Below are 23,885 nucleotides of genomic sequence, written 5' to 3'. Positions count from 1 at the left end.
TTCTCCCTGGCTGCTAAAGAACCCTACTTGCCGCCGCTTTTTTTCGCTTTGTAGCCCATCTGCGTCAGGAGTTCGACGAGCTTTTGAGTATGGTCGCCCTGAATCTCCATTTCGTTGTCTTTCAGTGTTCCGCCTGTGCCGCACTGGGCTTTGAGCTTCTTTAATAAATCTGCCAGCGTTTCAGGCTTTGCTTGAAATCCGCTAATGACGGTGACGGTTTTGCCGCCTTTGCCCTTGCGGGTTGCCTGCACGCGAAGATTTTGCTGGTTGGGCGGCAGTTCCTGAACCGGACGCTCGAAGGCATCGGTGTTGGGGTTGCCGAACTCGGAGTAAACTACGCGATTGGTTGCAGGGCTGTGAGCAGATGAATCTTTGCGTTTGGATGACATGGGCGTGATGAAATCTGTGGCTTTTTTGGTGGCTTTTCTATAAGAACCAGGGAGAAGCGAAGCGACCCAGTTTCCCCTTTCGAGGCGATCGTTTTTTGCAGACCCGGAACTTCTTTATAATAAGGACTGTTCCATTATCCCATTGGATTCCGTGACCTACACTCCCGTTCCCCCCTCCCAACCCCTTGACGCGACCCAACGCCCAGACACCCTAGGACGCTTCGGTAAGTTTGGCGGCAAATATGTCCCCGAAACGCTAATGCCTGCCCTGAGCGAACTGGAAACGGCTTTTTATCAGTACCGCAATGATCCAGAATTCCAGGCAGAGTTTCAAGGCTTGCTAAAGGACTATGTGGGCAGAGCAACACCGCTCTATTTTGCGGAACGGTTGACTCAGCACTATGCCAAACCCGACGGCACGGGCGCACAAATTTACCTGAAGCGGGAAGACCTCAACCACACCGGGGCACACAAGATTAACAATGCTCTGGGGCAGGTGTTGCTGGCAAAGCGAATGGGCAAACAGCGGATTATTGCAGAAACGGGAGCCGGACAGCACGGAGTCGCTACGGCAACGGTCTGCGCCCGGTTTGGTCTGCACTGCATTATCTACATGGGCGTGCATGACATGGAGCGGCAGGCGTTAAATGTGTTTCGGATGCGGCTGATGGGAGCAGAGGTGCGTCCGGTGGCATCGGGGACGGGAACTCTGAAGGATGCCACGTCTGAGGCAATTCGGGACTGGGTAACGAATGTGGAAAGTACGCACTATATTTTGGGGTCGGTGGCGGGTCCACATCCTTATCCGATGATTGTGCGCGACTTTCAGGCAGTGATCGGGCAGGAGACGCGGCAGCAGTGCATGGAGAAATGGGGCGGTCTGCCAGATATGCTGCTGGCTTGTGTGGGCGGCGGCTCGAACGCGATGGGGCTGTTTCACGAGTTTGTGAATGAACCCTCGGTGCGGCTCATTGGAATTGAGGCAGGCGGAGAGGGTGTCGATTCTGAAAAACACGCAGCAACGCTCACGCGGGGCAGAGTCGGCGTTTTGCACGGGGCGATGAGCTATTTGCTGCAAGACGAAGATGGACAGGTCGTAGAGCCATACTCAATCAGTGCCGGACTGGATTATCCGGGCGTTGGACCCGAACACAGCTTCCTCAAAGATGCCGGACGCGCTGAGTATTTCAGCATTTCTGACCAGGAAGCTCTGGAAGGACTGAAGCGACTTTCCTGCCTGGAGGGAATTATTCCTGCGCTGGAAACGGCTCACGCGATCGCCTTCCTCGACCAACTCTGTCCCCAGCTCACGGGCAGTCCCCGGATTGTGATCAACTGCTCTGGACGCGGCGATAAGGATATGCAGAACGTAGCCAAGTACCTGAGTTTGGGTTAAAGCATGACATTCACCGAGTTTCAGGTCTGCGATCGAGACATCTCAGATGAAATTTTGGCAGGCTATCTTGAGTCCGATGCACTGGCAGTGGATACCGAAACAATGGGTCTGCTGCCGATGCGCGATCGGCTCTGCGTCGTGCAGCTTTGCGATCCGCAGGGACGAGTGGCAGTGCTGCGAATTCAGCAGGGACAAACCGAAGCCCCTAATCTAAAGCGGCTTTTGGAAGCGGAGCAGGTGTTGAAAGCCTTTCACTTTGCCCGATTTGACCTGGCAACGATTCGCTATCACCTGGGAATCGAGGTCGCTCCGGTGTTTTGCACCAAGATTGCCAGCAAGCTTGCCCGCACCTATAGCCCCCGCCACGGACTTAAGGATGTGGTGCTGGAGCTAGAGCGGGTCGAACTCGACAAAACGGCACAAAGCTCCGACTGGGGCAATGCCGTAAATTTATCCGATGAGCAGTTGCGCTATGCCGCGAATGACGTGCGCTATTTGCTTAACATTCAGCAAAAATTAAAGGAGATGCTTCAGCGAGAAGGACGCTGGGAACTGGCGCAGGATTGCTTTCGCTGCTTACCCACGATCGTCTCCCTGGATCTGATGCAGTACCAGGGCATTTTTGAGCATTAGTTTCGAGCAATAATGTCAAGCAATAGTTTCGAGCAGCGGTAAAGTTGCGCCTCAGGGCTGGATTAGCGTTTCTTTGATCTTCCGGATGATTGGGCAAATTAACTGGCTCTCTTTGGGCGGCAGAGCCGATCGCAGCAGGTTCTCCAGTGCTGAGTACACAACCTCGCATCTGGGCTGAATTTTGCGTGATCGAGTAATAGTCTGGAACCAGATCAGTAAATCTTCCTGAAGCCAGGCTTCACCCAGCAGCATTGATTGCACTGCATGATGAAAGGTGTAGCGGACATCGTGCCGACACTGCACCGAAACATCTCTGCCCTCCATCTGAAAAATTTGGGGATGGGAAGCAGAAACGCGCTGATAAAGCTCGTTGAGAATTCGCTCTTCTGCTTGTGCGAGCTTGCTATAGAGCTGAAAGCGATCGATTGTCATCTGGGAAAGCTGTTCCAGTTCGACTAGCTCTTGATCTGTAGCGTAGCGACCATCAATTTCAGCAATGCGATCCAGTACATCAAACATCAAATGTTCTCCAGACCAGGTAGAATCACAAATTTATTCTTCCCGCTGCCATTTTGAGTGATTCGATCGGGTTGAAAAACTTAACACGTCTAAAAAGTGCCTTAGAAGGTTAAATGGGCGATTGGGGTGGGAGTGTGCTTGAGGCATAGGATAGGTTCTACATTGCCCCCCTAATTCCCCCCTAATGGGGGGACTTTGAAAGCAAGGATGATTCTTGAGGAAACTGATAATTTAACGCTCGGTTCCTCCCAGAATTAACCCGCAGGGGGCAGTTCGGCAGGTGGTTAACTCAGCAAACCGGAATGCTTCAACGGCTATAAATCTCCGTCATCTGACGCAGCCGATCGCTAATCTCCTGGGTCAGCAAGCCCGAGTCCGTGTATCGCCATCGCCACTGTCCGGCATTGGTGCTGGGATCGTTCATGCGGGCGCGGTTGTCCAGTCCCAGCACGTCCTGAAGCGGCAGGATTGCTAGATCTGCGACCGAGAACAGAGCCGCTGAGATAAATAGCCAGTTGATTTCCTGAATGTCTTCTGGTGTCGCGTAGCCCCAGTATTTTGTGACAAACTGCTTTTCGTGATCGCCGGCTTTTTGCCACCAGCCGATCGTCGTATCGTTGTCGTGCGTGCCAGGATAAACGACGCAGTTGGGGATATAGTGATGGGGCAGATAGGCGTTATCAGAACCGCCGCCAAAGGCGAACTGAAGAATTCGCATTCCGGGGAAGTCGAAGCGATCGCGCAGTTCCTCTACTTCGGGGGTAATGATGCCCAGATCTTCTGCCATCACCGGTAGAGAACCGACTGCCGCCTTCAGCGCCTCAAAGAATTTTGCGTCTGGGCCTTTGACCCATTTGCCATTAATCGCCGTAGTTTCTCCGGCAGGAACTTCCCAGTATGCCTCGAAGCCCCGGAAGTGATCGATGCGGACAATATCGACATAAAGCAGTGTTGCCTTAAACCGCGCAATCCACCAGGCAAAATTGGTGCTTTCGATCTGATTCCAGTCGTAAACCGGGTTGCCCCAGAGCTGACCCGTTGCGCTGAAGTAGTCCGGTGGCACTCCGGCAATATAGGCAGACTCTAGCGTTTGTGGATCGAGCTTAAAGGTTTCGGGGCTAGACCAGACATCCGAGCTGTTGTGGCAAACATAGATTGACACGTCGCCCACAATTTGAATGCCTTTGCCGTTGGCATACGCCCGCAGTTTGCGCCACTGCTCAAAGAACTGGAACTGCATGAATTTTTGAAAGGCAATGCTGTCCTTTAGTTCTTGCCGTTTGGCTTCGAGGGCATTGGGTTCGCGACGGGCGATCGATCGCTCCCACTGGCTCCAGGGCTTGCCGCCGTTTTCTTCCAGCAATGCCATAAACAGCACAAAGTCATCTAGCCACCAGGCTTGCTCCCGGCAAAACTGCTCGTATTCGGGATTCGGTTCTTTGTTGAGTTTTTGGGCAAAGCGATCGAATGCCTGCTTCAGGTAGCCGTACTTAACCGGAATTACGCGATCGAAATCCACGCGGCTATAGCCCGGTTCGCCTGATTCAGGGAGCGGCTGAAGCTGGTCAGCCTCCAGTAAGCCTTCTTCTGCCAGGGTTTCGAGGCTGATCATCAGCGGATTTCCGGCAAAGGCACTGAAATTCATAATGTAAGGCGAATGCTCGTCTCCGGTGGGTCCCAGCGGCAACACCTGCCATAGCTTTTGTCCGCTGCGCTCCAGAAAATCGATAAACTCATAAGCCGATCGTCCTAAATCCCCAATGCCAAATCGTCCGGGAAGGCAGGTGGGATGAAGTAGAATGCCACTGGCGCGTTGAAAGGTCACGGTTTTTTCCTGCTAGCGACTGATATTAATGAATGCAAAAGATTGTAGAGTTTGGAGCCGAAAATTTCCTCTTACCTGAGTTGATTTGCAGTGGATTTGCGATCGAATTCAGAAGGGCGATCGCATCTCTTCCAGGGCAAAATACCAACCTAACCAGTGAATTTACCGGGTGTAAAGGCAAAAATTGTAAGAATATCGAGATATTACGGAAAGGCTTTGCAAAGTTCCGGTGAAATCGGCGTCCTCCTCTAGGAGGATTGAATTTTTCATTTTTAGAATGGGCGCATCCAGAAAGCGCGGTTAAGCAACAGCCTTTTAAGCGGGTATTTGAGAAGTCTCTGAGGTTTGACATTGACTCTGCTATTTCCCTTTTTGCCCCCGCCGCTGGGGACTTTGAAACCTAGAGGAAGAGAGGTTCCCCTAGAATTCGGGGGCTAGGGAGGCGGATCACTGTTAGGATTTTTCAAACATCCTGCAAACTTCCGATTCAGGGTATTTCAAGCAGAGTATTTCACAAAATACTTTTATCAGATCTGCGGCTCTTTTCTGGAGAGTCGAGATCATCGCTTCAATCGCGAATTGGCTCAAGCGATCGATCGCCGCTCTGGTCATTTTCTTGAGATTGTCAGTGATGGCTACCACAACTTGAGCTAGTGAACTACGCTTGAATGAAAAGTCTGATTAACACTCCATCAGGGTCGCAACCCCGGAAATGTATCGCATCTACCCGCTCAGCCACCGTCTCCAGGTCACCCACCTGCTCTAGACTTACGATTTCCGCTTGATTGGTTGGCTCTCTGCCTTCAGTAAGACAGAGAGTTGGCTTGCAATTGGCACAATCGATCGAGAAGGTGAAAAACGGTCAATCCATTTTGCTCAGATGATCTGGCTGCACAACTGCTGCACAACCAGATTGCCAAGGACTTGCGACAGAATCCAGCGAACAGCCGATCGGTTTTTAGGGAAACATACTATGCAGAAGACACCACTCAACGACGATCCCCTTTGGTTTAAAGACGCAATCATTTACGAAGTGCCCGTGCGTGCCTTTGGTGACAGTGACGCAGACGGCATCGGCGATTTTCGCGGCTTAACTGAGAAGCTGGATTACATTCAGGATCTGGGAGTAACTGCCATTTGGATTCTGCCGTTTTTTCCGTCTCCCCTGCGCGACGATGGCTACGACATTTCCGACTACACCAGTGTTAACTCGATCTACGGCAACCTGGAAGATTTTCAGGCATTTCTGGATGCGGCTCACCAGCGCGGCATTCGCGTAATTATCGAGCTAATTATTAACCACACTTCCGATCAGCATCCTTGGTTTCAGCGTGCCCGCAAAGCACCTCCCGGCAGCCCGGAGCGCGATTTCTATGTCTGGAGCGACAATCCCCAGAAATACAAAGGGGTGCGGATTATCTTCAAAGACTTTGAAACCTCGAACTGGACATGGGACCCGGTGGCTCAGTCCTACTACTGGCATCGCTTTTATTCGCATCAGCCCGACCTTAACTTTGAGCATCCAGAACTGCAACGCGCCCTCTTCGATGTGGCGGACTTCTGGCTGAGCATGGGCGTGGATGGCATGCGCCTTGATGCAATTCCCTATCTGTACGAGCGGGAAGGCACAATTTGCGAAAATCTGCCCGAAACCCACGAATTTCTGAAGCGGCTGCGGAAATATGTAGACGAAAATTATCCCAATCGAATGCTGCTGGCAGAGGCAAACCAGTGGCCCGAAGATGCGGCGGAATATTATGGGCGGGGCGACGAGTGCCACATGAACTTCCATTTTCCGCTGATGCCGCGCTTGTTTATGTCGCTGCAAATGGAAGACAGCTTCCCGATTATCGACATTCTTCAGCAAACGCCGCAAATTCCCGATAACTGTCAGTGGGCGCTCTTCCTGCGAAACCACGACGAACTCACGCTGGAAATGGTGAGCGACGAAGACCGTGACTATATGTATCGCGTTTATGCTCAAGACCCGCAGGCGCGGATCAACTTAGGAATTCGGCGGCGGCTGGCTCCGCTGCTGGGCAATAACCGACGGCGGATTGAGCTGATGAACTGTTTGCTGATGGCACTGCCGGGTACGCCTGTGTTGTACTACGGCGACGAGATCGGCATGGGCGATAACATTTATCTGGGCGATCGCAACGGGGTGCGAACTCCAATGCAGTGGAGCGGCGATCGCAATGCCGGATTTAGCCGTACCAATCCACAAAAGCTGTATCTGCCTGTAATTGTTGACCCGGAATATCACTACGAAACGGTGAACGTCGAGGCACAGCGGGCAAACCCGAACTCGCTCTGGTGGTGGACGAAGCGGCTTCTGGCAATTCGCAGCCGTTACCGTGCCTTTGGGCGGGGAACCTTTGAACTGCTCTATCCTGAAAACCGCAAAGTGCTGGCGTTTACGCGCACCTATCACGATGAGCACATTCTGGTGGTGGCAAACCTGTCGCGCTTTGTGCAAACCGTGGAACTCGATCTGTCTGCCTTTAAGGGCATGGTTCCGGTCGAAATCTTTGGGCGCAATGAGTTTCCAGCGATCAACGACAAGCCCTATTTCCTCAGTTTGGGTCCCCACGCTTTCTTCTGGTTCACGATTCAGGTGCCGCAGGGTCAGGCTTCGATTCAGCCCATGAAGCAGCCGACCACGATCGCCGTGAATGGCGACTGGCGCGATGTTTTCCTGAAAGCCGAAGCCAGAAAATCTCTGGAAACTGCTCTGCCTGCCTATCTGCGAAGCTGTCACTGGTTTGGCAACAAAGCGCGGCTAATTCAAAATGCGACGGTGGTGGATGCTGTGCCGATCGAGCCGCCCCTGGAACTGTCGGACTCGCCCTATCCGCCCGTTGCTCCGTCACCTTACTATTTGCTGCTGACGCGGATCGACTACACCGAGGGAATGTCCGAAATCTGCGTGTTGCCGGTCGCCTATGGGGTAGGCAATGAACCAGGGCAGGCAATCGTTTATCTGGAAGGCAAAACTAGTTCTGGTGTGCTGTATGACGCGATGCACCAGCGCGACTTTCTCTCGATTCCGCTGGCGGCAATTACTCATAAATTGCAGTTTCGCGGTAGTGCAGGTGATATCGTTGCGGTGCAGGCAGAAGCCTTTGCTCAGATTGCCGCTACTCCCACCCATCCGGGCATGAACTCGAATCTAGAACCGCATCTGATGCGCGGCGAACGAAGCAATGCGATCGTGTCTTACGGCGATCGGTTTATCTTGAAGCTGTATCGCAAAACGGATCAGTGCATTAACCCAGATCTGGAGATCGGGCAGTTTCTTACCCGCAGTTCGGCATCGGTCGGGCTGCCCAACCCGGATAACTTTGCTCCGGTGGCAGGCTGGCTGGAATATCGGCGCAAAGGGGCTGAACCCATGACGATTGGCTTGCTGCTCAAAATGATTCCCGAAGCGCGAGATGCCTGGAGCTACACGCTCGACTCGATGCGCGACTGGTTTGATAACATTCTGACGCTGCCGCTGGAACAGATTACGCTAACTTTCCCAGCAGAGTCGATCGAAGAGGCTCTCGAACAAGACGTGCCCGACCTGGCTCATAAAACCATGAGCGGCTATCTGCTGGCAGCGGAACTGCTGGGACGACGCACCGCCGAAATGCACCTTGCCCTCGCATCCGAGCCAGATTATTCCGGCTTTGTACCCGAAGACTTCACGGCGTTTTACCAGCGATCGATCTACCAGTACATGAGAAACCAGGCGGGACAGGTGTTGCTAGAGCTGAAAAAGTACGTCGGACAGTTGCCCGAAGACTTGCAGCGTCAGGCCCAGTTCATTCTCAACTACCGGGAGCAGCTTTTAGGGCGATTCCGATCGGTGATCGATCAGCCGATTGCGACCATGCGGATGCGCTGTCACGGCAACTATCACCTGGAAGAGGTGCTGTACACAGGCAAAGATTTTGTGATTGTGGACTTTGAGGGCGAACCCACCCGACCCCTCACCGAACGCCGCATGAAACGATCGCCCCTGCGCGACATCGCCGGAATGCTGCAATCGTTCTACTATGCGTCCCAAATTGCGCTGCGACGCGAAATCGAAACCGGACTGATCCGCAACGAAACGCTGCCTGCAATGCAGGAATGGACTCGTTTCTTCTGCGCCTGGACGAGTGTAACGTTCCTCAAGTCCTATTTGGCAAGAACTGATCACGCGCCTTTCCTGCCGCGAACCTACTCAGAAATGCAGATTTTGCTCGATGCCTATCTGCTCGAAAAATCGGTGTACGAACTTGGCTATGAGCTGAGCAATCGCCTCGACTGGGTAGATATTCCGATGCGGCGCGTTTTGGAGCTGATGCGCTTGCCGCAGGAGTAGGTGGGTGGATGGGAAATAAGGTGATGGAAAGGTGGGGAACGGTAAACAGCAAAGGCTCTTCTGCTCCTTTCTTCCTTCTTCATTCCTTTATCTCCTTCTTCCCTCTCCCGCCTTTTCTTCCCAAACGTTCACCAATCGATCGATCGCCTGTTCCCAGGAGTGTTCTGCTGCAAATGTTCGAGCCTGTTCTCCCATTTGTTGACGCAGTGAAGGGCGATCGATCAGCGTTTTGAGTTTTTGGCTGAAATCGTTGATATTATCGGGTTCAAAAAGCTCGCCTGTTGTGCCGGGCTGAATGCTTTCGATAATGCCTCCGGCACGAGGGGCAAGGACTGGAATTCCTGCGGCGGCGGCTTCCAGAACGGTGAGACCCTTGGTTTCCTTCTGGGATGCGGTAATGTGCAGATCACTGTTGATCAGCAGAGCAGGGACATCTTCTGGGGAAATGCGTCCCAGTAAATGCACTTCGGGCAAAATCGCTCGGAGGCGATCGCGGATTTCAACTTCCATGGGTCCGTCTCCGGCAATCAGCAGGGCGATCGAGCTTCGATCAAGTGATGGAGCAAGCGTTTCAAATGCCTTGAGCGTAAATTTCCAGCCTTTGTCCGGCGTGAGGCGACCTAAAAAAGTGAGCTTGGTTTTGCGATCGACCGAGGGCAGATGATATTTTTCGGCAAAGAAGCGATCGTGTTTCAGTTCAGGACGATATTGGGAGAGATCAATTCCGAGAAACTCACCTCGAACAATATTTTTGATGCCCATTTGAATCAGTTTTCGACCTGCATCTTCACTGCTGACTAACGTTGCAGTATAGGAATTGTAGATGCCCCGCACAATCCGACGCGAAATCCGCTGAAGTATCGCGATGATGAATTTTGGAAGCGGCAAATAATCTTCGATGTATTCAATCAGATTGGTATGAAAGAAGCTAACGCAGGGAATCTGGTGCTGCTTTGCATACGCAACGCCAACCACTTTTTGCATACTGAGATGCAGGCGATCGGGTTCGTCCACGTGAATGATTTCTGGCTGAAACGCTTCTAGTTCTCGCATCAGTGCCGGATATGCCTTGCCGCTTATATTGCGCTCAAACTGCAAATCGAGAAACGGCTCACTCTGGAGCGGCACAATTTTCACCCCCGGTAGAATGTTGCCCACATACTGCTGCCAGTGGGGATATAGGGTGGCGATCGGCTGATAGTCGGGACACAGCACCAGCACTTGATGTCTATCCCGGCTCAGTTTTTGCAGCCTCTGCCAAACCGTTACCGTTACGCCATCGACCACAGGCAAAAATCCAGACGTGATAATTGCAATTTTCATCTAGAATCGGGTCAGCTAACTGGGTCAGAGCCTCGTTCAGAATATCACGGTGATTCATGCTTGAAGTTTGTTCCTGGACAGTGCCGCCTTCTAATCCGCAGCTTTCCGATCGGGAGGTTCACATTTGGCAGGCGGATTTGACTTGCTTGGATGCCGAAGTGGAAAAGCTGGCTCCCTTGCTGAGTGCAGACGAACAGCACCGTGCCGCCCAATTTCGATTTGAGCGCGATCGCAGAAAGTTTATTCTCGCTCGCGGCATCCTGCGAAACCTTTTGAGCCAGTACCTTCAGTGCGATCCGAGCACCCTCAGCTTTGAATATGGAAAATACGGCAAACCCACTCTCATCGGATCTAATCTGCTGTCATTTAATTTGGCGCATTCGGGCGATCGAGTGCTTTATGCCGTGACCCAGCATGACCCGATCGGCATTGATATCGAGCAGTTGCGTCCGGTGCAGCAGATTGAACAAATTGTCAGCCGCTATTTCTCGCCCGAAGAACGGCAGGCTTTTCAGTCGCTTCCGGTCAACCAGCAGCCGCTTGCTTTTTTTCGTGCCTGGACGGGGAAAGAAGCATTTTTGAAGGCGATCGGGAGCGGTTTATCGTTGCCGTTGGATCAGGTGGCAATCACCCTGTTACCCGGTCAACCTGCCGAACTGCTGGGACTTCCTGCCGGCCATTCGGTCAAACAATGGAAGCTGCATCAATTTGTGCCTGCTGCGGGGTATGTCGGGGCGATCGTCGTGCCGCAAAAATCTTTGCAGATTGGTTTCTGGCAGCTGTAAGTTTACACGTAATTCAATGTAAGTCTAATCGATCTGCTGAAGTCAGGTCATGGATTGAGTCACGACGATTGAGTCACTACGCCTTCTAACTCTTCGTCGGTTTGCTGGTAAAGCTGCCGCAGGTGTGCCAGAGTTTCGGGGTCGGGTTGCCAGAATCCGCGTCCCTGTGCCTCTAGCATTCGTCCGACGATGTTGCGAAACGCTTCTGGATTTGCCTGCCGCAGCCGTTCTACCATTTGAGCATCGAGCGCGTAGGTTGCGGCTGCCTGATCGTAGACCCAGGTTTCCTGAAAGTCAGTGGTTCCTGCCCAGCCTATCAAAGCTGTCATGCGCTGAGAAATTTCATACGCCCCGCCCGAACCCTGAGCGATCATTGCTTCTGCCCATTTGGGATTGAGCAGTTTCGTGCGATATTCCATTCGCAGCAAGTCTTCCAGCTTTCGGGGGGTGGTGTCGTTCGAGAAACTTTCCACAAAGCTGGTGGTCACGTTTCGATCGCCCTGCATCTCAGCCGCTTTTTTTAGTCCGCCCGTGTTCGCGTAGTATTCCTGAATGTCGGTCAAGCCATACTCGATTGAGTCAATCTGCTGCACAATGCGATCGGTGGTTTTCAGCAGCGTTTCCAGAATTTCTGGACGAGCCTGCCCTTTGTCTTGGCGTCCGTAGCTAAAGGTATTGCGCCCTGTCCAGGTTTGCCCCAATTCATCGCCCGATTCCCAGTTAGAATCTGTAATGCGATCGTTCACAAGTGAACCAAAATCACCGGAAGGGTTTGAGAACAGTCTTGCAGATGCGTTATCGATGCCCTTGGCTTGCAGAGCAAGAGCGTGTTTACGAATAAAATTTTGGTCGATCGGTTCCTCGATCGTGGATGCTCTGAGGAACAGATCGTCTAATAGCTCAATCACATTCACAAAGCTATCGCGAAAGATCCCAGAGAGGTTTCCCAGCACATCGATTCGGGGATGGTTCAGTTCTGAAAGCGGCTTTAGCTCATAGCGCACAACCCGCCCGGTTCCTTCTTTCACAGGCTCCGCCCCTACCAGTTCGAGAAGAATGCCGATCGATTCTCCTTTTGTTTTGATTGCGTCCAATCCCCAGAGCATGACGGCGATCGTTTCAGGGTAAGTGCCGTGCTCTTGCAAATGCTGAGCGATGAGCGTTTGGGCGATTTTTCGTCCCCGCTCGTAGGCGGCGGCTGAGGGCATCCGGTAGGGATCAAGCGCATGAATGTTGCGTCCGGTGGGCAAAACGCCGATTCCATCTCGCAGCAAATCACCGCCCGGAGCCGGAGGAATGTATTCGCCGTTGAGTCCGCGCAGCAGATTTGTGAGTTCGTCGGTGGTTTGGCTCAGCAGAGTTTTGATCTGGAGAGCGATTTGAATTTCAGAATCAGTCAATTGAGCTTGAGTTGGGTTAAGTGAATCTGTGCAAACGGCATGAATGATCTCATCGGGTAGTCGATCGCCAAAATAAGCTTGGAGATAGCTTTGCAATTCTTCAGCACCAGGAGTTTCCCCCAAGATGTGTAGACCAGAAGAAAAGAGCCGATTTTCTAACACCTGCAAATATTCATAAAGCCGAATCAGGTAATCATCAAACGCATGATTGCTAAACAGCCGAATATTTTCTGGCGTGAATTCAATTCCCGATCGCTTGGCTTCTGTAAAAGGACAATCTGTATCCAACCCTGAATCCAGAATCTTCTTGCAGATTGCCTCCTTCAGCAGATAATTCTTTTCTGGATCTTCGCGATACTCTGCAATGAAATCTCGCAGCGCAACCAGCTCCTTATACAGTCCGGCTCGACCATAGGGTGGCACGTTGTAAGACACTAAAACTCCATAGCCACGCCGCTTTGCCAGAATCGACTCTGAAGGATTATTCGCAGCATAAAGATAGAGATTTGGCAGATTTCCTAACAAAATATCCGACCAGGAATAGCCTGTATTGCCCAGCGGAGAACCAGGAAGCCATTCGACCGTGCCGTGCATTCCAAAATGAACGATCGCATCTGCCCTAAACTCATTTTGGAGCCATTTATAATAGGCAGCATATTGAGGATGAGGCGTAAGATCTCGCTCAAACATCAGCCGCATTGGATCACCCTGCAATCCTAAGGGAGGCTGCACGCCAATCCACAGATTTCCTAACTGAATGCCGCCAATCTGAAAGCGATCGCCGCTTGTTTTAATGCCACTTGCGATTAAAGACTGCCACTGTTTTTCAATCCGGCTTGTGAACAGATAGCCGAGCCATTTTTCCAGCGTTCTGGCATTAACTTGAACTGTATCCTCCTGCTCAGAGGCAAACGCTTCATCGGCCTGTTTGACCTGGCGAATTAATTCCTCTCCGTCTTCGGGCAATCGGCTGTCACCAAGCCAGTAGCCTTCGGTTTTCAGGGCCTGCAGCAGCTTGATCAGCGACTTTGGCACATTCAGCAGGGCTGCCGTTCCCGCTGCGCCGTATCCGGGCGGAAAGCCGTAGAGAATAATGGCAATCTTGCGTTCTGCGGCGGTTTTTTGTCGCAGCGCGATCCAGTTTTTGACCCGTCCGGTGAGCCGCTTAACTCGCTCTGGAATTAGATAAATTTCATCCCCCACCAATCCGCCCAAGGGCACGGTATCGATCGCTCCATCCAGCTCTGGCAGCGCGTACAATACCACACTCTGCAAACCGCCAATTCCCTGCCTTGTCCAGGAATGAATATCCTGAATCAGCAAGGGAGCCGCGACAAAATAAGGCACGTTCTTCGCGCTGAGAATTCGCTTTGCCACCTCTACCTGCCGACCCGCCTCCATCGAGCCTGCCGGACCTCCTACCAGCGGAAATCCAATGGTTGAAACGATCGCGTCAATTCTGGCGGCTTCTGGCATCAGCGATAGAATTTCCCGATTTCCCTGCTGTTGTTGCCGTTGCTCATCATCGGTCGTGAGCCAATCCCGCACTGCCACATGGCCCTCGACCCCGTTGATAAAAATCGGTAAGGGAATTAAACCGGCCGCTTCAAAGTGCCGAATCAACTGGGGAATATAGGGCTGCTTTGTAATAACGTGCTTGCGATAAAGCAAAATGGCAACGATCGGAGAACCAGCGCAAATATTTTCAGGAATCTCTGAATGAATATTTTTGTGAACCTCTGGGTGAATTCCTGGTTGAACCGAACTCGATCGCCCTAAATTATCCTGAAAGTACCAGTTTAGATACGCCTGCGGTGATGCAAAATAGCCTGAATAATCCGGGTGAAGCAAACCCATATTCGGCGTTTCAATGGTTTCTGGAATTTCTCCCACCGAAAGCCCCAGATATCGCTCCGCCAGAAACCAGAACAGAGCCGCAACGTTCCCAGAACCACCGGCATTCCAATAGCCGTAGATAATTAGCCAGTTGCGAAGATCCTGCACTTTGCCGATTGGTACATACTTGAGCAGTTTCGGTCCCACCTTTAAAAAGCTGAGATATCCGGCAAGTTTATCTTCTTCGCGCTGCGTGCCGCCAAATTTGCTGAGGATAAACTGTACAGGTTTTGGCATTCCCTTCGGTTTGTCGCCAATGCTGAATTTGCCGATTTGCGTCAGGCTCATCAGCTCCAGCGCAGACTCAAACACGAGCCGAATCGGAATGGATGCAATTCGATCGCGTAGCCACAAGACCTGATCATAATCAAACAGCAAACTGCCAAAAAAGACATCTGCGCTTTGTAATGCCTGTTCGACTTGCGCTGCCTGAGACGTGAGATCTCGATCGCTAAAGACCTGAATCTCCAGATCGGAACAGCGAGACTGCGCCTGCTGTGCTGCCTGACGGTATAAATCAGCGTTAAAAGATTCAAACCCCGCAATTAGAACAATTCGTTTCATGTCTCGCTTCGTGCCCTACTCAGTGCCATAGCAGAATCGCCCTGCCTTTAATTCTAAAGGGATGTTTGAGAAGTCACGATCGCGGCCTGACCTATCTCTCTGTTGCTTCTCTCTGTTGCTTCTCTCTGTTGCTTCTCTCTGTCGCCTTAGTGTCGCCTTAGTAAGGATGTTGACAAAACCACGCCCTCAACAAACAGGTGATGAAAAATAACCCCTCACCGGGCTGGGAAGGGGCTGTTTAGGAATCTACAAAGTAACGAATCTCTGCAAGGGGGCGAATGAGTTGAGCGACTAGCCGTTGAGCCAGCGAGCTGCATCCTTCGCGTGGTAGGTGAGAATCAGGTCTGCGCCCGATCGCTTGAAGCCAGTTAGCGTTTCCATCACGACGCGCTGTTCATCGACCCAGCCGTTTAGCGCCGCCGCTTTCACCATTGCATACTCGCCAGAGACATTGTAGGCAGCGACAGGCAGATTGGTTGCCTGCTTCACGCGCCAGATAATGTCCATATACGCCAGAGCAGGCTTCACCATAAGCATATCTGCACCTTCGGCAATGTCGAGTTCGATTTCCTTCAGGGCCTCCTTGCCATTTGCCGGGTCCATCTGATAGGTGCGACGATCGCCAAACTGTGGAGTAGACTCTGCTGCATCGCGGAACGGACCATAGTATGCCGAAGCATATTTTGCAGCGTAGGACATGATCGGAATATCCTGATAGCCTGCTTCATCCAGACCCGATCGAATTGCCTGCACAAAGCCATCCATCATCCCGGAGGGCGCGATAATATCAGCTCCTGCTTTTGCCTGCGCCACAGCCGTTTTTTTCAGCAGTTCTAGCGTGGGATCATTCAGCACGCGCCCGGTCAGGTCGCCCACTTGCAAATAGCCGCAGTGACCGTGGGAGGTATATTCACACAGGCAAGTGTCGTTGATGACGATCAGATCAGGGACGGCTTCCTTTACCGCAGTGGTTGCGCGTTGAACAATGCCGCACTCATGCCATGCGTCGGTGGCATCGGTGTCTTTGTCGGCGGGAATGCCAAACAGAATAATCGCGGGAATTCCCAGGTCGTAAACTTCTTTTGCTTCTTCGACAATTTTGTCAACCGAAAGCTGATAAACGCCCGGCATCGATCGCACCTCGTTAGCAATCGACTCACCCGGAACCGCAAAAAGCGGATAAATCAGATCGCTGGTCGTCAAAACGTTTTCCTGCACCATGCGGCGGAGCTGCGGATGGCTACGAAGGCGACGGGGGCGATGGGTCGGAAACATAGATTTACTAAAAGAAGTCTGCTTGCTGATTCTTAAAAGTTTAGAACCTGAACGCCCCCCTTACCTCTACGGGAGTTACAAACCGTAAAGATACGCTTGATCAAATGCGCTTACTGCGACCTGAGCTTCACAAACTGAAACGTAATCGTTCCAGCGATCGTTCTCAGCAGCGAGAGCACTAGGGCAAAACGATTGGGGCAAAAGGACTGGGCAAAACGAAAAATCCCTGCCTAATCTCCTGAGATATGAACAACCAGTTCCCTGCGGTGGCTGTGATCTCGATGCTCCCACACATAAATACCCTGCCAGGTTCCCAGTACAAGACGACCGTTTGCGATCGGAATTTGCTCTGAAGTGTGAGTCAGGACGGTGCGAATATGGGCAGGCATATCATCCGGTCCTTCGGTGCTGTGAATGTAGTTGTACCCGTCGGGCACCAGTTTCGCCAGAAAGTTAGACAAATCTTTTAACACGTCTGGATCAGCATTTTCCTGAATAATCAGACTGGCAGAAGTATGGCGAAGAAACAGCGTACAAAGCCCGGTTTGAATTCCCGCATCAGCAACGATCGCCGCGACTTTTGAGGTGATTTTATGGAGAGATTTGCCGTTGGTCTGAATGGTAATCGCTTGCTGATAGTGAGCCATAGCGCGGTGTTAAGAGCCTGTTTTTATTTCTGTTCCTGTCTTTATTGTAAAATTCTTATTGTAAAATTTCCGCTGTTCATCTTGCTTCATTTCGATATTCTGGTGGGCTTCACTAATTCTTGGCGTCTTATCCAGCAGTGTCATGAAGCCATGTCCCTTTTGCTTGTTTTTGATCTAGGGATACACTATCTAGCGATACACTTCAACTCGTTTGCGCTAGTATGTTGAGATTTTTTAAAAATTTACAGTTTTGATTCATTTTGGCATCACCGATTCTCAAACGTTTTTCTTTCATCGTTCGCTCGATCGCACAATGGCTTTTCAAGCTGTAAATGCTCGGAGACGACCCAAATTCAGCGAGATGACTGCGAACTTCAGAACCTTAAAAAGGGACGTCGGCGATCGGGACGTTATTATGCGAGATTTAATTTAAATATTTGCTAAATTCGCCAATTTGCCAGACTCGACAGAAAGATCGATTTTAACCAGCCGTCGTCTTAACTCAGGAACTTTCTACAAACAGCACCGTCAATACACGATGGAACCTACAGAATCACTGTGATTCTGCACTCATTTGAGGCTGTTGACCCATGCTGTTCAACTCTTCGTCTCGTCCCGCTAATCAGGGCAACCCATTTGCCAATCGCACCCGCTTGTTTAACTTTTCATCTGACTATGGCGACAGCCTGAAGAATGCCGAAAATATTGGCAGCATCAAGCGCGGCAAAAGCTACGACTATTCCGGGGACGTAGGCGGTGACGATCTCGATTTCTTTAAATTTAAGCTCGATCGCCGGGGCAAAATCTTTGCGACGCTCAACAACAAAAGCGATCGCGATGAACCGATCGCCATTAGCCTGCTAAATCGTCAGGGCAAAGTGGTGAAAGCCCAAGATAACTTTCTGTTTGCCAACGTTGAAGCAGGGGAGAGCCAGACGATCTCCGTGAGAGGACTGGCAAAAGGAACTTATTTTCTCCGCATTCAGAGCGAAAACGGACGGGACGAAGACTATGATCTGAACTTATCCCAGTCTGGCTCTTCCTCACCGACCCCGGGATTTGATCAGTCGGTCAATCTCGGTACGCTGCGACCGGGCGATCTTTTCTCTGAATCGGGAACGGTGGGCGGCAGCGACGTTGACTTTTACCGCTTCAGCGTAGACAACACCAGCCGCATTTCTGCCCGTCTCAGTAGCTCAGATTTCAACGCAGACCCGATCGCCTTCTCGATTCTAGACAGCCAGCGACGTACGGTAATGACCGAGAGCGGCAGATTTTTGTTTAGTAACGTGGAAGGCGGTGATAGTGACACGCTGTTTGCGCCCACCCTGGCTTCGGGAACGTACTATGTGCGGGTGCAGAGCGAACAGGGACGCAACGAACCCTATCAATTGTTGGTAGAGCGATCGACAGTGACGGTGACTCCAATTTAGCGTTCCTGCTCTGACTCGTCCCTCTAGGACGTGCTTTAACGCTTTCTAATGGTGGTTTACTTACCGATGGTAAGTGACTGATCCGAGCGCTTTTACAGCACATTCTGGGGGGACAGTTCACCGCTAGCTGATTTTAAACGTCCTCCTATCGAACGGGGGAAAATTTCCTGCGGCGATCTGCACAAACTCCTTTACTCGCTTCATGACTCGATCGCTTAAATCTGGCGCATCCGCATCAAACCATTCGATTGATCGATCGGCGTGAAACCAGGTACGCTGCTGCTTGGCAAATTGTCGGGTATGCAAAACGACGCGTGATTGTGCTTCTGTCAGTGAGATTTCACCGGAAAGAAACTGCCTGATTTCCTGATAGCCCAGGGTGTTGAGCAACGGTAAATCGACTCCATATTTCTGGCAAAGGCGATCGACTTCTTCGACAAAGCCATTGGCAATCATCTGAGCAGTACGCTGCTCAATGCGTCGCGTGAGCTGCTCCCAGTTCGCATCCAGCCCAATCTGCAAAATCGGATACGGGGGCGGTTGTTCGCCCTGCTGCTGCGAAATCGGACGACCCGTGACATAAAACACTTCTAATGCCCGCAAAGTTCTGACCCGATCGTTGCAGTGAATCTTTTCGGTCGAAACCGGATCAACCTGCCGCAGCATCGCATAGCACTGAGGTTGACCTAACGCCTGAAGCTGCGATCGAAGTTCGGGCTGCGGAGCTACTCTAGGAATTTTTAAGCCGCGCACGATTGATTTAATATACAGCCCCGTACCGCCCACCAGTAGAGGAATCGCGGTTTGCGACTGGTGCAGACGATCGATTTGTTGCTGTGCCAGGGTTTGATAATCTGCCAGAGTCAGCGTTTCGGTGGGGTTACAAAGGTCGATCAGGTGATGGGGAGCCTGCTGACGTTCGGCGATCGTGGGCTTGGCAGTGCCGATGTCAAACTCCCGGTAAATCTGCCGCGAATCGGCACTCAAAATCACGCCCGGAAGCTTTTGGGCTAAATCGATCGCCAAACTTGATTTTCCGGTTGCCGTTGCCCCACCGATCGCGATTAAAATAGGGACAGAAGCGTTTAGTACATCTGTATTTCTCTGACTCATTCTGGCTTGTTCAGGGGGGTCACAGGGACAGCAGCGCAAGTGGGGTGATTAGAAGGAGATTCGATCCCCTTTTAAAAGTTCGCCTCAGACCGCTCAGAAACCGTCTGAAACCCTTTTGTGCTAGAATTTCTGTATGATCTGATGTTTTGAGGTAAAAGTGGGCCTCAAGCAATTTTAGGAGCACTTCATTCATGACGACAAATTATGGTGCTGATCAGATTCAAGTCCTGGAGGGCTTGGAAGCAGTCCGCAAGCGTCCGGGCATGTATATCGGCAGCACAGGTCCGCGAGGTCTGCATCATCTAGTCTACGAAGTTGTGGATAACTCCGTTGATGAGGCGTTGGCAGGCTACTGTAAACAGATTGAAGTCAGCATTAATGCCGATGGCTCCGTCACCGTTACAGACGATGGACGCGGCATTCCCACCGATGTCGTCGCTCGCACAGGCAAATCAGCCCTCGAAACCGTACTCACCATTCTGCACGCAGGCGGTAAGTTTGGCGGCGGCGGCTATAAGGTGTCTGGTGGTCTGCACGGCGTGGGGATTTCGGTCGTAAACGCGCTGTCGGAATGGGTCGAAGTCACCGTTTGGCGCGACAAAAAACAGCACAAGATGCGGTTTGAGCGGGGCATCACCGCAGGCGAGATGCAGGTGCAGCCGACCCAAGAAAGCCGCACGGGAACATCGGTGATGTTCAAGCCTGATACTGATATCTTTACCACGGGCATCGAGTTTGACTACAACACGCTGGCGGGTCGTTTGCGGGAGCTGGCATATCTGAATGCCGGAGTCAAGATTACATTCAGGGACGATCGCCTGGAACTGCAAAAAGACGGCGAGACGCGGATCGAAACCTATTTCTATGCAGGCGGCATCCGCGAGTATGTCACCTACATGAACCACGACAAGCAAGCCATCCACGAAGAAGTGGTCTACGTGAGCGGCGAGCGCAATAACGTGCAGATCGAGGTGGCGTTGCAGTGGTGCGCCGATGCCTACACCGATAATCTGCTGGGCTTTGCGAACAACATTCGCACGATCGACGGTGGCACACACCTAGAAGGACTGAAAGCCGTCCTGACTCGTACCATGAATGCGATCGCCCGCAAGCGCAACAAGCTCAAAGAAAACGAGTCCAATCTGGCAGGCGAAAATATCCGGGAAGGTCTAACGGGCGTGATCTCGGTGAAAGTGCCTGACCCCGAATTTGAGGGACAAACCAAGACCAAACTGGGCAATACCGAAGTGCGTGGCATTGTCGATTCGCTCGTGGGTGAAACCCTGACCGAGTATCTGGAGTTCCGCCCCGGTGTAGCAGATTCGATTCTGGAAAAGGCGATTCAGGCGTTTAATGCGGCAGAGGCGGCGCGGCGTGCCCGTGAACTGGTGCGGCGTAAGTCGGTGCTGGAATCCTCGACGCTGCCCGGAAAACTGGCAGACTGTAGCTCTCGCGATCCCAGTGAATCCGAAATCTTCATCGTAGAAGGTGACTCCGCAGGCGGCTCGGCAAAGCAAGGGCGCGATCGACGCTTTCAGGCAATCCTCCCTTTGCGCGGCAAGATCCTCAACATCGAGAAAACCGACGACGCGAAGATCTATAAAAATGCCGAAATTCAGGCACTGATTACCGCGCTCGGTCTGGGCATCAAGGGCGAAGAGTTTGACGCTTCCCAGTTGCGCTATCACCGCATTGTGATTATGACCGATGCGGACGTAGACGGCGCCCACATTCGCACCCTGCTCTTGACCTTCTTCTACCGCTATCAGCGATCGATGGTCGATCAGGGCTATGTCTACATTGCCTGCCCGCCGCTTTATAAGGTGGAGCGGGGACGCAACCATTACTACTGCTACAGCGATCGAGAGCGAGATCAAATCATTGCCGGATTCCCAGAAAACGCCAAGTACGAAATTCAGCGATTTAAGGGTCTGGGTGAAATGATGCCGCAGCAACTCTGGGATACCACAATGAACCCGGAGACGCGTACCCTGAAGCGAGTCGAAATTGAAGACGCCGCCGAAGCAGACCGAATCTTTACCGTACTAATGGGCGATCGGGTGGCTCCCAGACGCGAGTTCATCGAAACCCACGGTTCGAAGATCAACCTGATGGATTTGGATATTTGATCTGGATATTGAAAGCTGATGGATTCGCGCAGGGTGAGGGATTCGCAGAAAAGCTAATTGTTGGGTTCGGAGTCAGATGCGCGTCGGCTCAGCGTCGTTTCACAGTCTCGTTTCACAGCAAAATTCAGCAATAGCACGGGTAGGATGACCTCAATCCTTTGCCCGTGCTGTTTTTATGTTTCCAGGTCTACAAGCCTTCTGGGAACTCACCGCTTGAGAAAACCATCAAATATAGTTCAAAGATCAGGCAGCGGCAAGCGGAATGCGCCGAATGCAGGGATAACTTCAACAAAGTGCAAAATTTCAATACATTCTTTGTAAAAGGATGGGAAATCGGGGGTAGTTTTGGGCAAGCTATTAAGAGAGCGATCGGAATCTACCTTAGGATAGATGTTAAGCTCGTATAGACCGAATCCCCGTTCCGTTTTCGTCATCCTTACACGCAATTCATCATGACTTTCAAGAGCCGCAATTTCAACTTCCCGATTTGGCAGTATCTCAACCAGCACGTCTTCGATAGCAACCGTCCGCTTATCTTGAGCCCTCACCGCTTCTGGAGACGGCATCATATCCACCATTTAGAGCGTTGCTGGTTCAGCTCCCATCCCGAAGAGCATTTTCGGAACTGAGCGGCTCAGGGTAAAAATCACCGAAACCTGCTAGGGCTGTATTTTCTTCACTACACAATACTAAAACGGAAAGGGGCTGATGCCCCTTATTTTTTAGCTTATCACGATTTAATTGAGCGCGATCGTTTATTCATCAGTTCCCGGTAGGACGGAGCGCAGAAGGCTGCTCCCTTGGTGAAGGCAGTGCTTCTCTAGCGGCGTATTCCTGCTTCGATCGCTGCTCTTGTTTCGTTTATGAACGCGGATGAATGCAGATTAGTTCTGCAAAACCGCTTTGCGCTACTTGAGCTGCAAACACTGTTCCGTGACCGACTTTGCCAGGGATCGCAGCATTTCGGTGGTCGCGCTCCAATTGACGCAGGCATCGGTAATGCTTTGCCCATAGGTCAACTGGCTGAGGTCTTGCGGAATCGGCTGCTTGCCCTCCACCAGATGACTTTCAACCATGACGCCCATAATGTGCTTTGAGCCTGCGGCAAGCTGTTCGGCAATGTTTTCCAGGACGAGGGGCTGGCGTTGGTGGTCTTTCCCAGCGTTGTCATGGCTACAATCGATCATCATGCGGGTGTTGAGCTTCAGGCGTGCCAGTTCCTTCGCTGCGTGCTGAACGTGATCAGTGTCGTAGTTGGGACCGTGCTTGCCGCCGCGCAGCACCAGATGCCCGTCAGGATTGCCCGTGGTCGTGACAATGCTTGCCAAGCCGTCTAGATTGATTCCCAGGAAACGATGGGGCTGACTGGCTGCCAACATCGCATTTGCCGCCGCTGAAAGACTGCCGTCGGTATTGTTTTTAAAGCCGATCGGCATGGATAGCCCCGATGCCATTTCGCGGTGAGTCTGGCTTTCGGTGGTGCGTGCGCCGATCGCCGTCCAGGAAATCACGTCTGCAATATACTGCGGAATAATGGGGTCGAGCAGTTCGGTTGCAGCGGGGAGTCCGAGCTGTGCCAGGTCGAGCAGGAGTTTGCGGGCAACACGCAGTCCAGTGTTGATGTCGTAGCTGCCGTTCAGGTGAGGATCGTTGATCAAGCCTTTCCAGCCGATCGTTGTGCGCGGCTTTTCAAAATAGACTCGCATGACAATTTCTAGATCGTCTTCGAGTTCCTTTCGCAGCACTGCTAGCTTTTCGCCATATTCCAGCGCAGCATTCACGTCGTGCACCGAGCAGGGTCCGACAATTACCAGCAGTCGTCGATCTTCTGCCTGCAAAATATGACGGATTCGATCGCGGGTTTCGGCGACCAGGGTGGCAGCGGTTTCAGTAATGGGTAGCTCGTGATGGAGCATCGCCGGACTGATCAACGGGCGGGTTTCAACAACGTGCAAATCAAAGATTTTGTGCATGGTCAACTCACAGGGTCGCGGTTCGCAAGAGCGGATGAATATGGGTGGCTGCGGTTCCTTTAGAGTTGCGCGCAGCACTAATCGAACTGATCAAAAGCCTGATTAAAACAGTTAGCCCCAAACATTCTACCGAATCCTGAGGGGTAACCCTGAGGGTTTACTTCAGCCTGAACTAAAGTTTTTCCAAGCTTCAAATCCAATTTTTAAATGGGGAATGAGGAGGTGGGCAGT

General features: G+C 51.8%; 17 protein-coding genes. 6 read left to right on the top strand and 11 right to left on the bottom strand.

Annotated features, from left to right (window positions below):
- Nucleotides 1-23: 23 nt before the first annotated feature.
- Entirely contained in the window at nt 24-389 is a 366-nt protein-coding gene (locus NDI45_RS02190; RefSeq protein ID WP_348246032.1) for a translation initiation factor, read from the bottom strand.
- Between the two features lie 151 nt (nt 390-540).
- On the opposite strand from NDI45_RS02190, the gene trpB reads away from it, so the two are divergent.
- Together trpB and NDI45_RS02180 are read left to right on the top strand one after the other, a co-directional pair.
- Nucleotides 541-1,785, top strand: coding sequence for a tryptophan synthase subunit beta (gene trpB, locus NDI45_RS02185; RefSeq protein ID WP_348246030.1), 1,245 nt, complete (start codon nt 541-543; stop codon nt 1,783-1,785).
- Between the two features lie 3 nt (nt 1,786-1,788).
- Nucleotides 1,789-2,418 (top strand): ribonuclease D, encoded by a 630-nt coding sequence (locus NDI45_RS02180; RefSeq protein ID WP_190793683.1) that lies wholly within the window; start codon nt 1,789-1,791, stop codon nt 2,416-2,418.
- Nucleotides 2,419-2,469: 51 nt separating this feature from the next.
- Here the strand turns inward: NDI45_RS02180 and NDI45_RS02175 are convergent, their stop codons facing one another.
- Nucleotides 2,470-2,937: a hypothetical protein gene (locus NDI45_RS02175; RefSeq protein WP_190793682.1), complete on the bottom strand. Its 468-nt coding sequence runs from the start codon at nt 2,935-2,937 to the stop codon at nt 2,470-2,472.
- Between the two features lie 307 nt (nt 2,938-3,244).
- Nucleotides 3,245-4,762, bottom strand: coding sequence for a 4-alpha-glucanotransferase (malQ, locus tag NDI45_RS02170; protein WP_190793681.1), 1,518 nt, complete (start codon nt 4,760-4,762; stop codon nt 3,245-3,247).
- A gap of 973 nt (nt 4,763-5,735) precedes the next feature.
- On the opposite strand from malQ, the gene treS reads away from it, so the two are divergent.
- A complete protein-coding gene (gene treS / locus NDI45_RS02165; protein WP_190793680.1) occupies nt 5,736-9,116 on the top strand; it encodes a maltose alpha-D-glucosyltransferase in 3,381 nt (1,126 codons plus the stop codon).
- An 87-nt stretch (nt 9,117-9,203) separates the two neighbouring features.
- Here treS and NDI45_RS02160 read toward each other — a convergent pair whose 3' ends face one another.
- On the bottom strand, nt 9,204-10,439 hold the full coding sequence (locus NDI45_RS02160; protein ID WP_190793679.1) for a glycosyltransferase: 1,236 nt from the start codon (nt 10,437-10,439) through the stop codon (nt 9,204-9,206).
- 56 nt (nt 10,440-10,495) lie between these two features.
- Here NDI45_RS02160 and NDI45_RS02155 point away from each other — a divergent pair, with 56 nt between their 5' ends.
- Entirely contained in the window at nt 10,496-11,224 is a 729-nt protein-coding gene (locus tag NDI45_RS02155; protein WP_348246026.1) for a 4'-phosphopantetheinyl transferase superfamily protein, read from the top strand.
- Between the two features lie 59 nt (nt 11,225-11,283).
- Here the strand turns inward: NDI45_RS02155 and bchH are convergent, their stop codons facing one another.
- The 4 genes from bchH to NDI45_RS02135 all read right to left on the bottom strand — a co-directional run bounded on the left by bchH (nt 11,284) and on the right by NDI45_RS02135 (nt 17,150).
- The gene (gene bchH / locus NDI45_RS02150; protein ID WP_348246024.1) at nt 11,284-15,084 is read right to left on the bottom strand and encodes a magnesium chelatase subunit H; all 3,801 of its coding nucleotides are present in this window, start codon (nt 15,082-15,084) and stop codon (nt 11,284-11,286) included.
- Between the two features lie 291 nt (nt 15,085-15,375).
- On the bottom strand, nt 15,376-16,359 hold the full coding sequence (hemB, locus tag NDI45_RS02145) for a porphobilinogen synthase (protein ID WP_190793676.1): 984 nt from the start codon (nt 16,357-16,359) through the stop codon (nt 15,376-15,378).
- A gap of 230 nt (nt 16,360-16,589) precedes the next feature.
- Nucleotides 16,590-17,006: a secondary thiamine-phosphate synthase enzyme YjbQ gene (locus NDI45_RS02140; protein WP_348246022.1), complete on the bottom strand. Its 417-nt coding sequence runs from the start codon at nt 17,004-17,006 to the stop codon at nt 16,590-16,592.
- A gap of 9 nt (nt 17,007-17,015) precedes the next feature.
- Nucleotides 17,016-17,150 carry a hypothetical protein gene (locus NDI45_RS02135; protein WP_348246020.1) on the bottom strand — a complete coding sequence of 45 codons (135 nt, stop codon included), beginning with the start codon at nt 17,148-17,150 and terminating at the stop codon, nt 17,016-17,018.
- A 446-nt stretch (nt 17,151-17,596) separates the two neighbouring features.
- Here NDI45_RS02135 and NDI45_RS02130 point away from each other — a divergent pair, with 446 nt between their 5' ends.
- Nucleotides 17,597-18,439: a pre-peptidase C-terminal domain-containing protein gene (locus NDI45_RS02130; RefSeq protein WP_348246018.1), complete on the top strand. Its 843-nt coding sequence runs from the start codon at nt 17,597-17,599 to the stop codon at nt 18,437-18,439.
- Nucleotides 18,440-18,562: 123 nt separating this feature from the next.
- On the opposite strand, the gene miaA is transcribed toward NDI45_RS02130, so the two are convergent.
- Nucleotides 18,563-19,552, bottom strand: coding sequence for a tRNA (adenosine(37)-N6)-dimethylallyltransferase MiaA (miaA, locus tag NDI45_RS02125; RefSeq protein ID WP_348246016.1), 990 nt, complete (start codon nt 19,550-19,552; stop codon nt 18,563-18,565).
- Nucleotides 19,553-19,743: 191 nt separating this feature from the next.
- Here miaA and gyrB point away from each other — a divergent pair, with 191 nt between their 5' ends.
- Nucleotides 19,744-21,681 carry a DNA topoisomerase (ATP-hydrolyzing) subunit B gene (gyrB, locus tag NDI45_RS02120; RefSeq protein ID WP_348246014.1) on the top strand — a complete coding sequence of 646 codons (1,938 nt, stop codon included), beginning with the start codon at nt 19,744-19,746 and terminating at the stop codon, nt 21,679-21,681.
- Nucleotides 21,682-21,917: 236 nt separating this feature from the next.
- Here gyrB and NDI45_RS02115 read toward each other — a convergent pair whose 3' ends face one another.
- Nucleotides 21,918-22,259, bottom strand: coding sequence for a hypothetical protein (locus tag NDI45_RS02115; RefSeq protein WP_348246012.1), 342 nt, complete (start codon nt 22,257-22,259; stop codon nt 21,918-21,920).
- Nucleotides 22,260-22,589: 330 nt separating this feature from the next.
- Complete coding sequence (locus NDI45_RS02110; RefSeq protein WP_348246010.1) at nt 22,590-23,654, bottom strand: 3-deoxy-7-phosphoheptulonate synthase; 1,065 nt, start codon at nt 23,652-23,654, stop codon at nt 22,590-22,592.
- Between the last annotated feature and the right edge of the window lie 231 nt (nt 23,655-23,885).

The organism is Leptolyngbya sp. GB1-A1 (genome assembly GCF_039962475.1).
Taxonomy (GTDB): Bacteria; Cyanobacteriota; Cyanobacteriia; order Elainellales; family Elainellaceae; genus Leptolyngbya_A.
This window is presented reverse-complemented; position numbering and strand designations above follow the sequence as displayed.

Excerpts from the sequence above, each read along its gene's own strand:
- NDI45_RS02190 (WP_348246032.1), bottom strand. The coding sequence starts at position 389 with ATGTCATCCAAACGCAAAGATTCATCTGCTCACAGCCCTGCAACCAAT.
- NDI45_RS02180 (WP_190793683.1), top strand. The coding sequence starts at position 1,789 with ATGACATTCACCGAGTTTCAGGTCTGCGATCGAGACATCTCAGATGAA.
- NDI45_RS02175 (WP_190793682.1), bottom strand. The coding sequence starts at position 2,937 with ATGTTTGATGTACTGGATCGCATTGCTGAAATTGATGGTCGCTACGCT.
- treS (WP_190793680.1), top strand. The coding sequence starts at position 5,736 with ATGCAGAAGACACCACTCAACGACGATCCCCTTTGGTTTAAAGACGCA.
- NDI45_RS02160 (WP_190793679.1), bottom strand. The coding sequence starts at position 10,439 with ATGAAAATTGCAATTATCACGTCTGGATTTTTGCCTGTGGTCGATGGC.
- NDI45_RS02155 (WP_348246026.1), top strand. The coding sequence starts at position 10,496 with ATGCTTGAAGTTTGTTCCTGGACAGTGCCGCCTTCTAATCCGCAGCTT.
- bchH (WP_348246024.1), bottom strand. The coding sequence starts at position 15,084 with ATGAAACGAATTGTTCTAATTGCGGGGTTTGAATCTTTTAACGCTGAT.
- hemB (WP_190793676.1), bottom strand. The coding sequence starts at position 16,359 with ATGTTTCCGACCCATCGCCCCCGTCGCCTTCGTAGCCATCCGCAGCTC.
- NDI45_RS02140 (WP_348246022.1), bottom strand. The coding sequence starts at position 17,006 with ATGGCTCACTATCAGCAAGCGATTACCATTCAGACCAACGGCAAATCT.
- NDI45_RS02135 (WP_348246020.1), bottom strand. The coding sequence starts at position 17,150 with ATGACACTGCTGGATAAGACGCCAAGAATTAGTGAAGCCCACCAGAAT.
- NDI45_RS02130 (WP_348246018.1), top strand. The coding sequence starts at position 17,597 with ATGCTGTTCAACTCTTCGTCTCGTCCCGCTAATCAGGGCAACCCATTT.
- miaA (WP_348246016.1), bottom strand. The coding sequence starts at position 19,552 with ATGAGTCAGAGAAATACAGATGTACTAAACGCTTCTGTCCCTATTTTA.
- gyrB (WP_348246014.1), top strand. The coding sequence starts at position 19,744 with ATGACGACAAATTATGGTGCTGATCAGATTCAAGTCCTGGAGGGCTTG.
- NDI45_RS02115 (WP_348246012.1), bottom strand. The coding sequence starts at position 22,259 with ATGGTGGATATGATGCCGTCTCCAGAAGCGGTGAGGGCTCAAGATAAG.
- NDI45_RS02110 (WP_348246010.1), bottom strand. The coding sequence starts at position 23,654 with ATGCACAAAATCTTTGATTTGCACGTTGTTGAAACCCGCCCGTTGATC.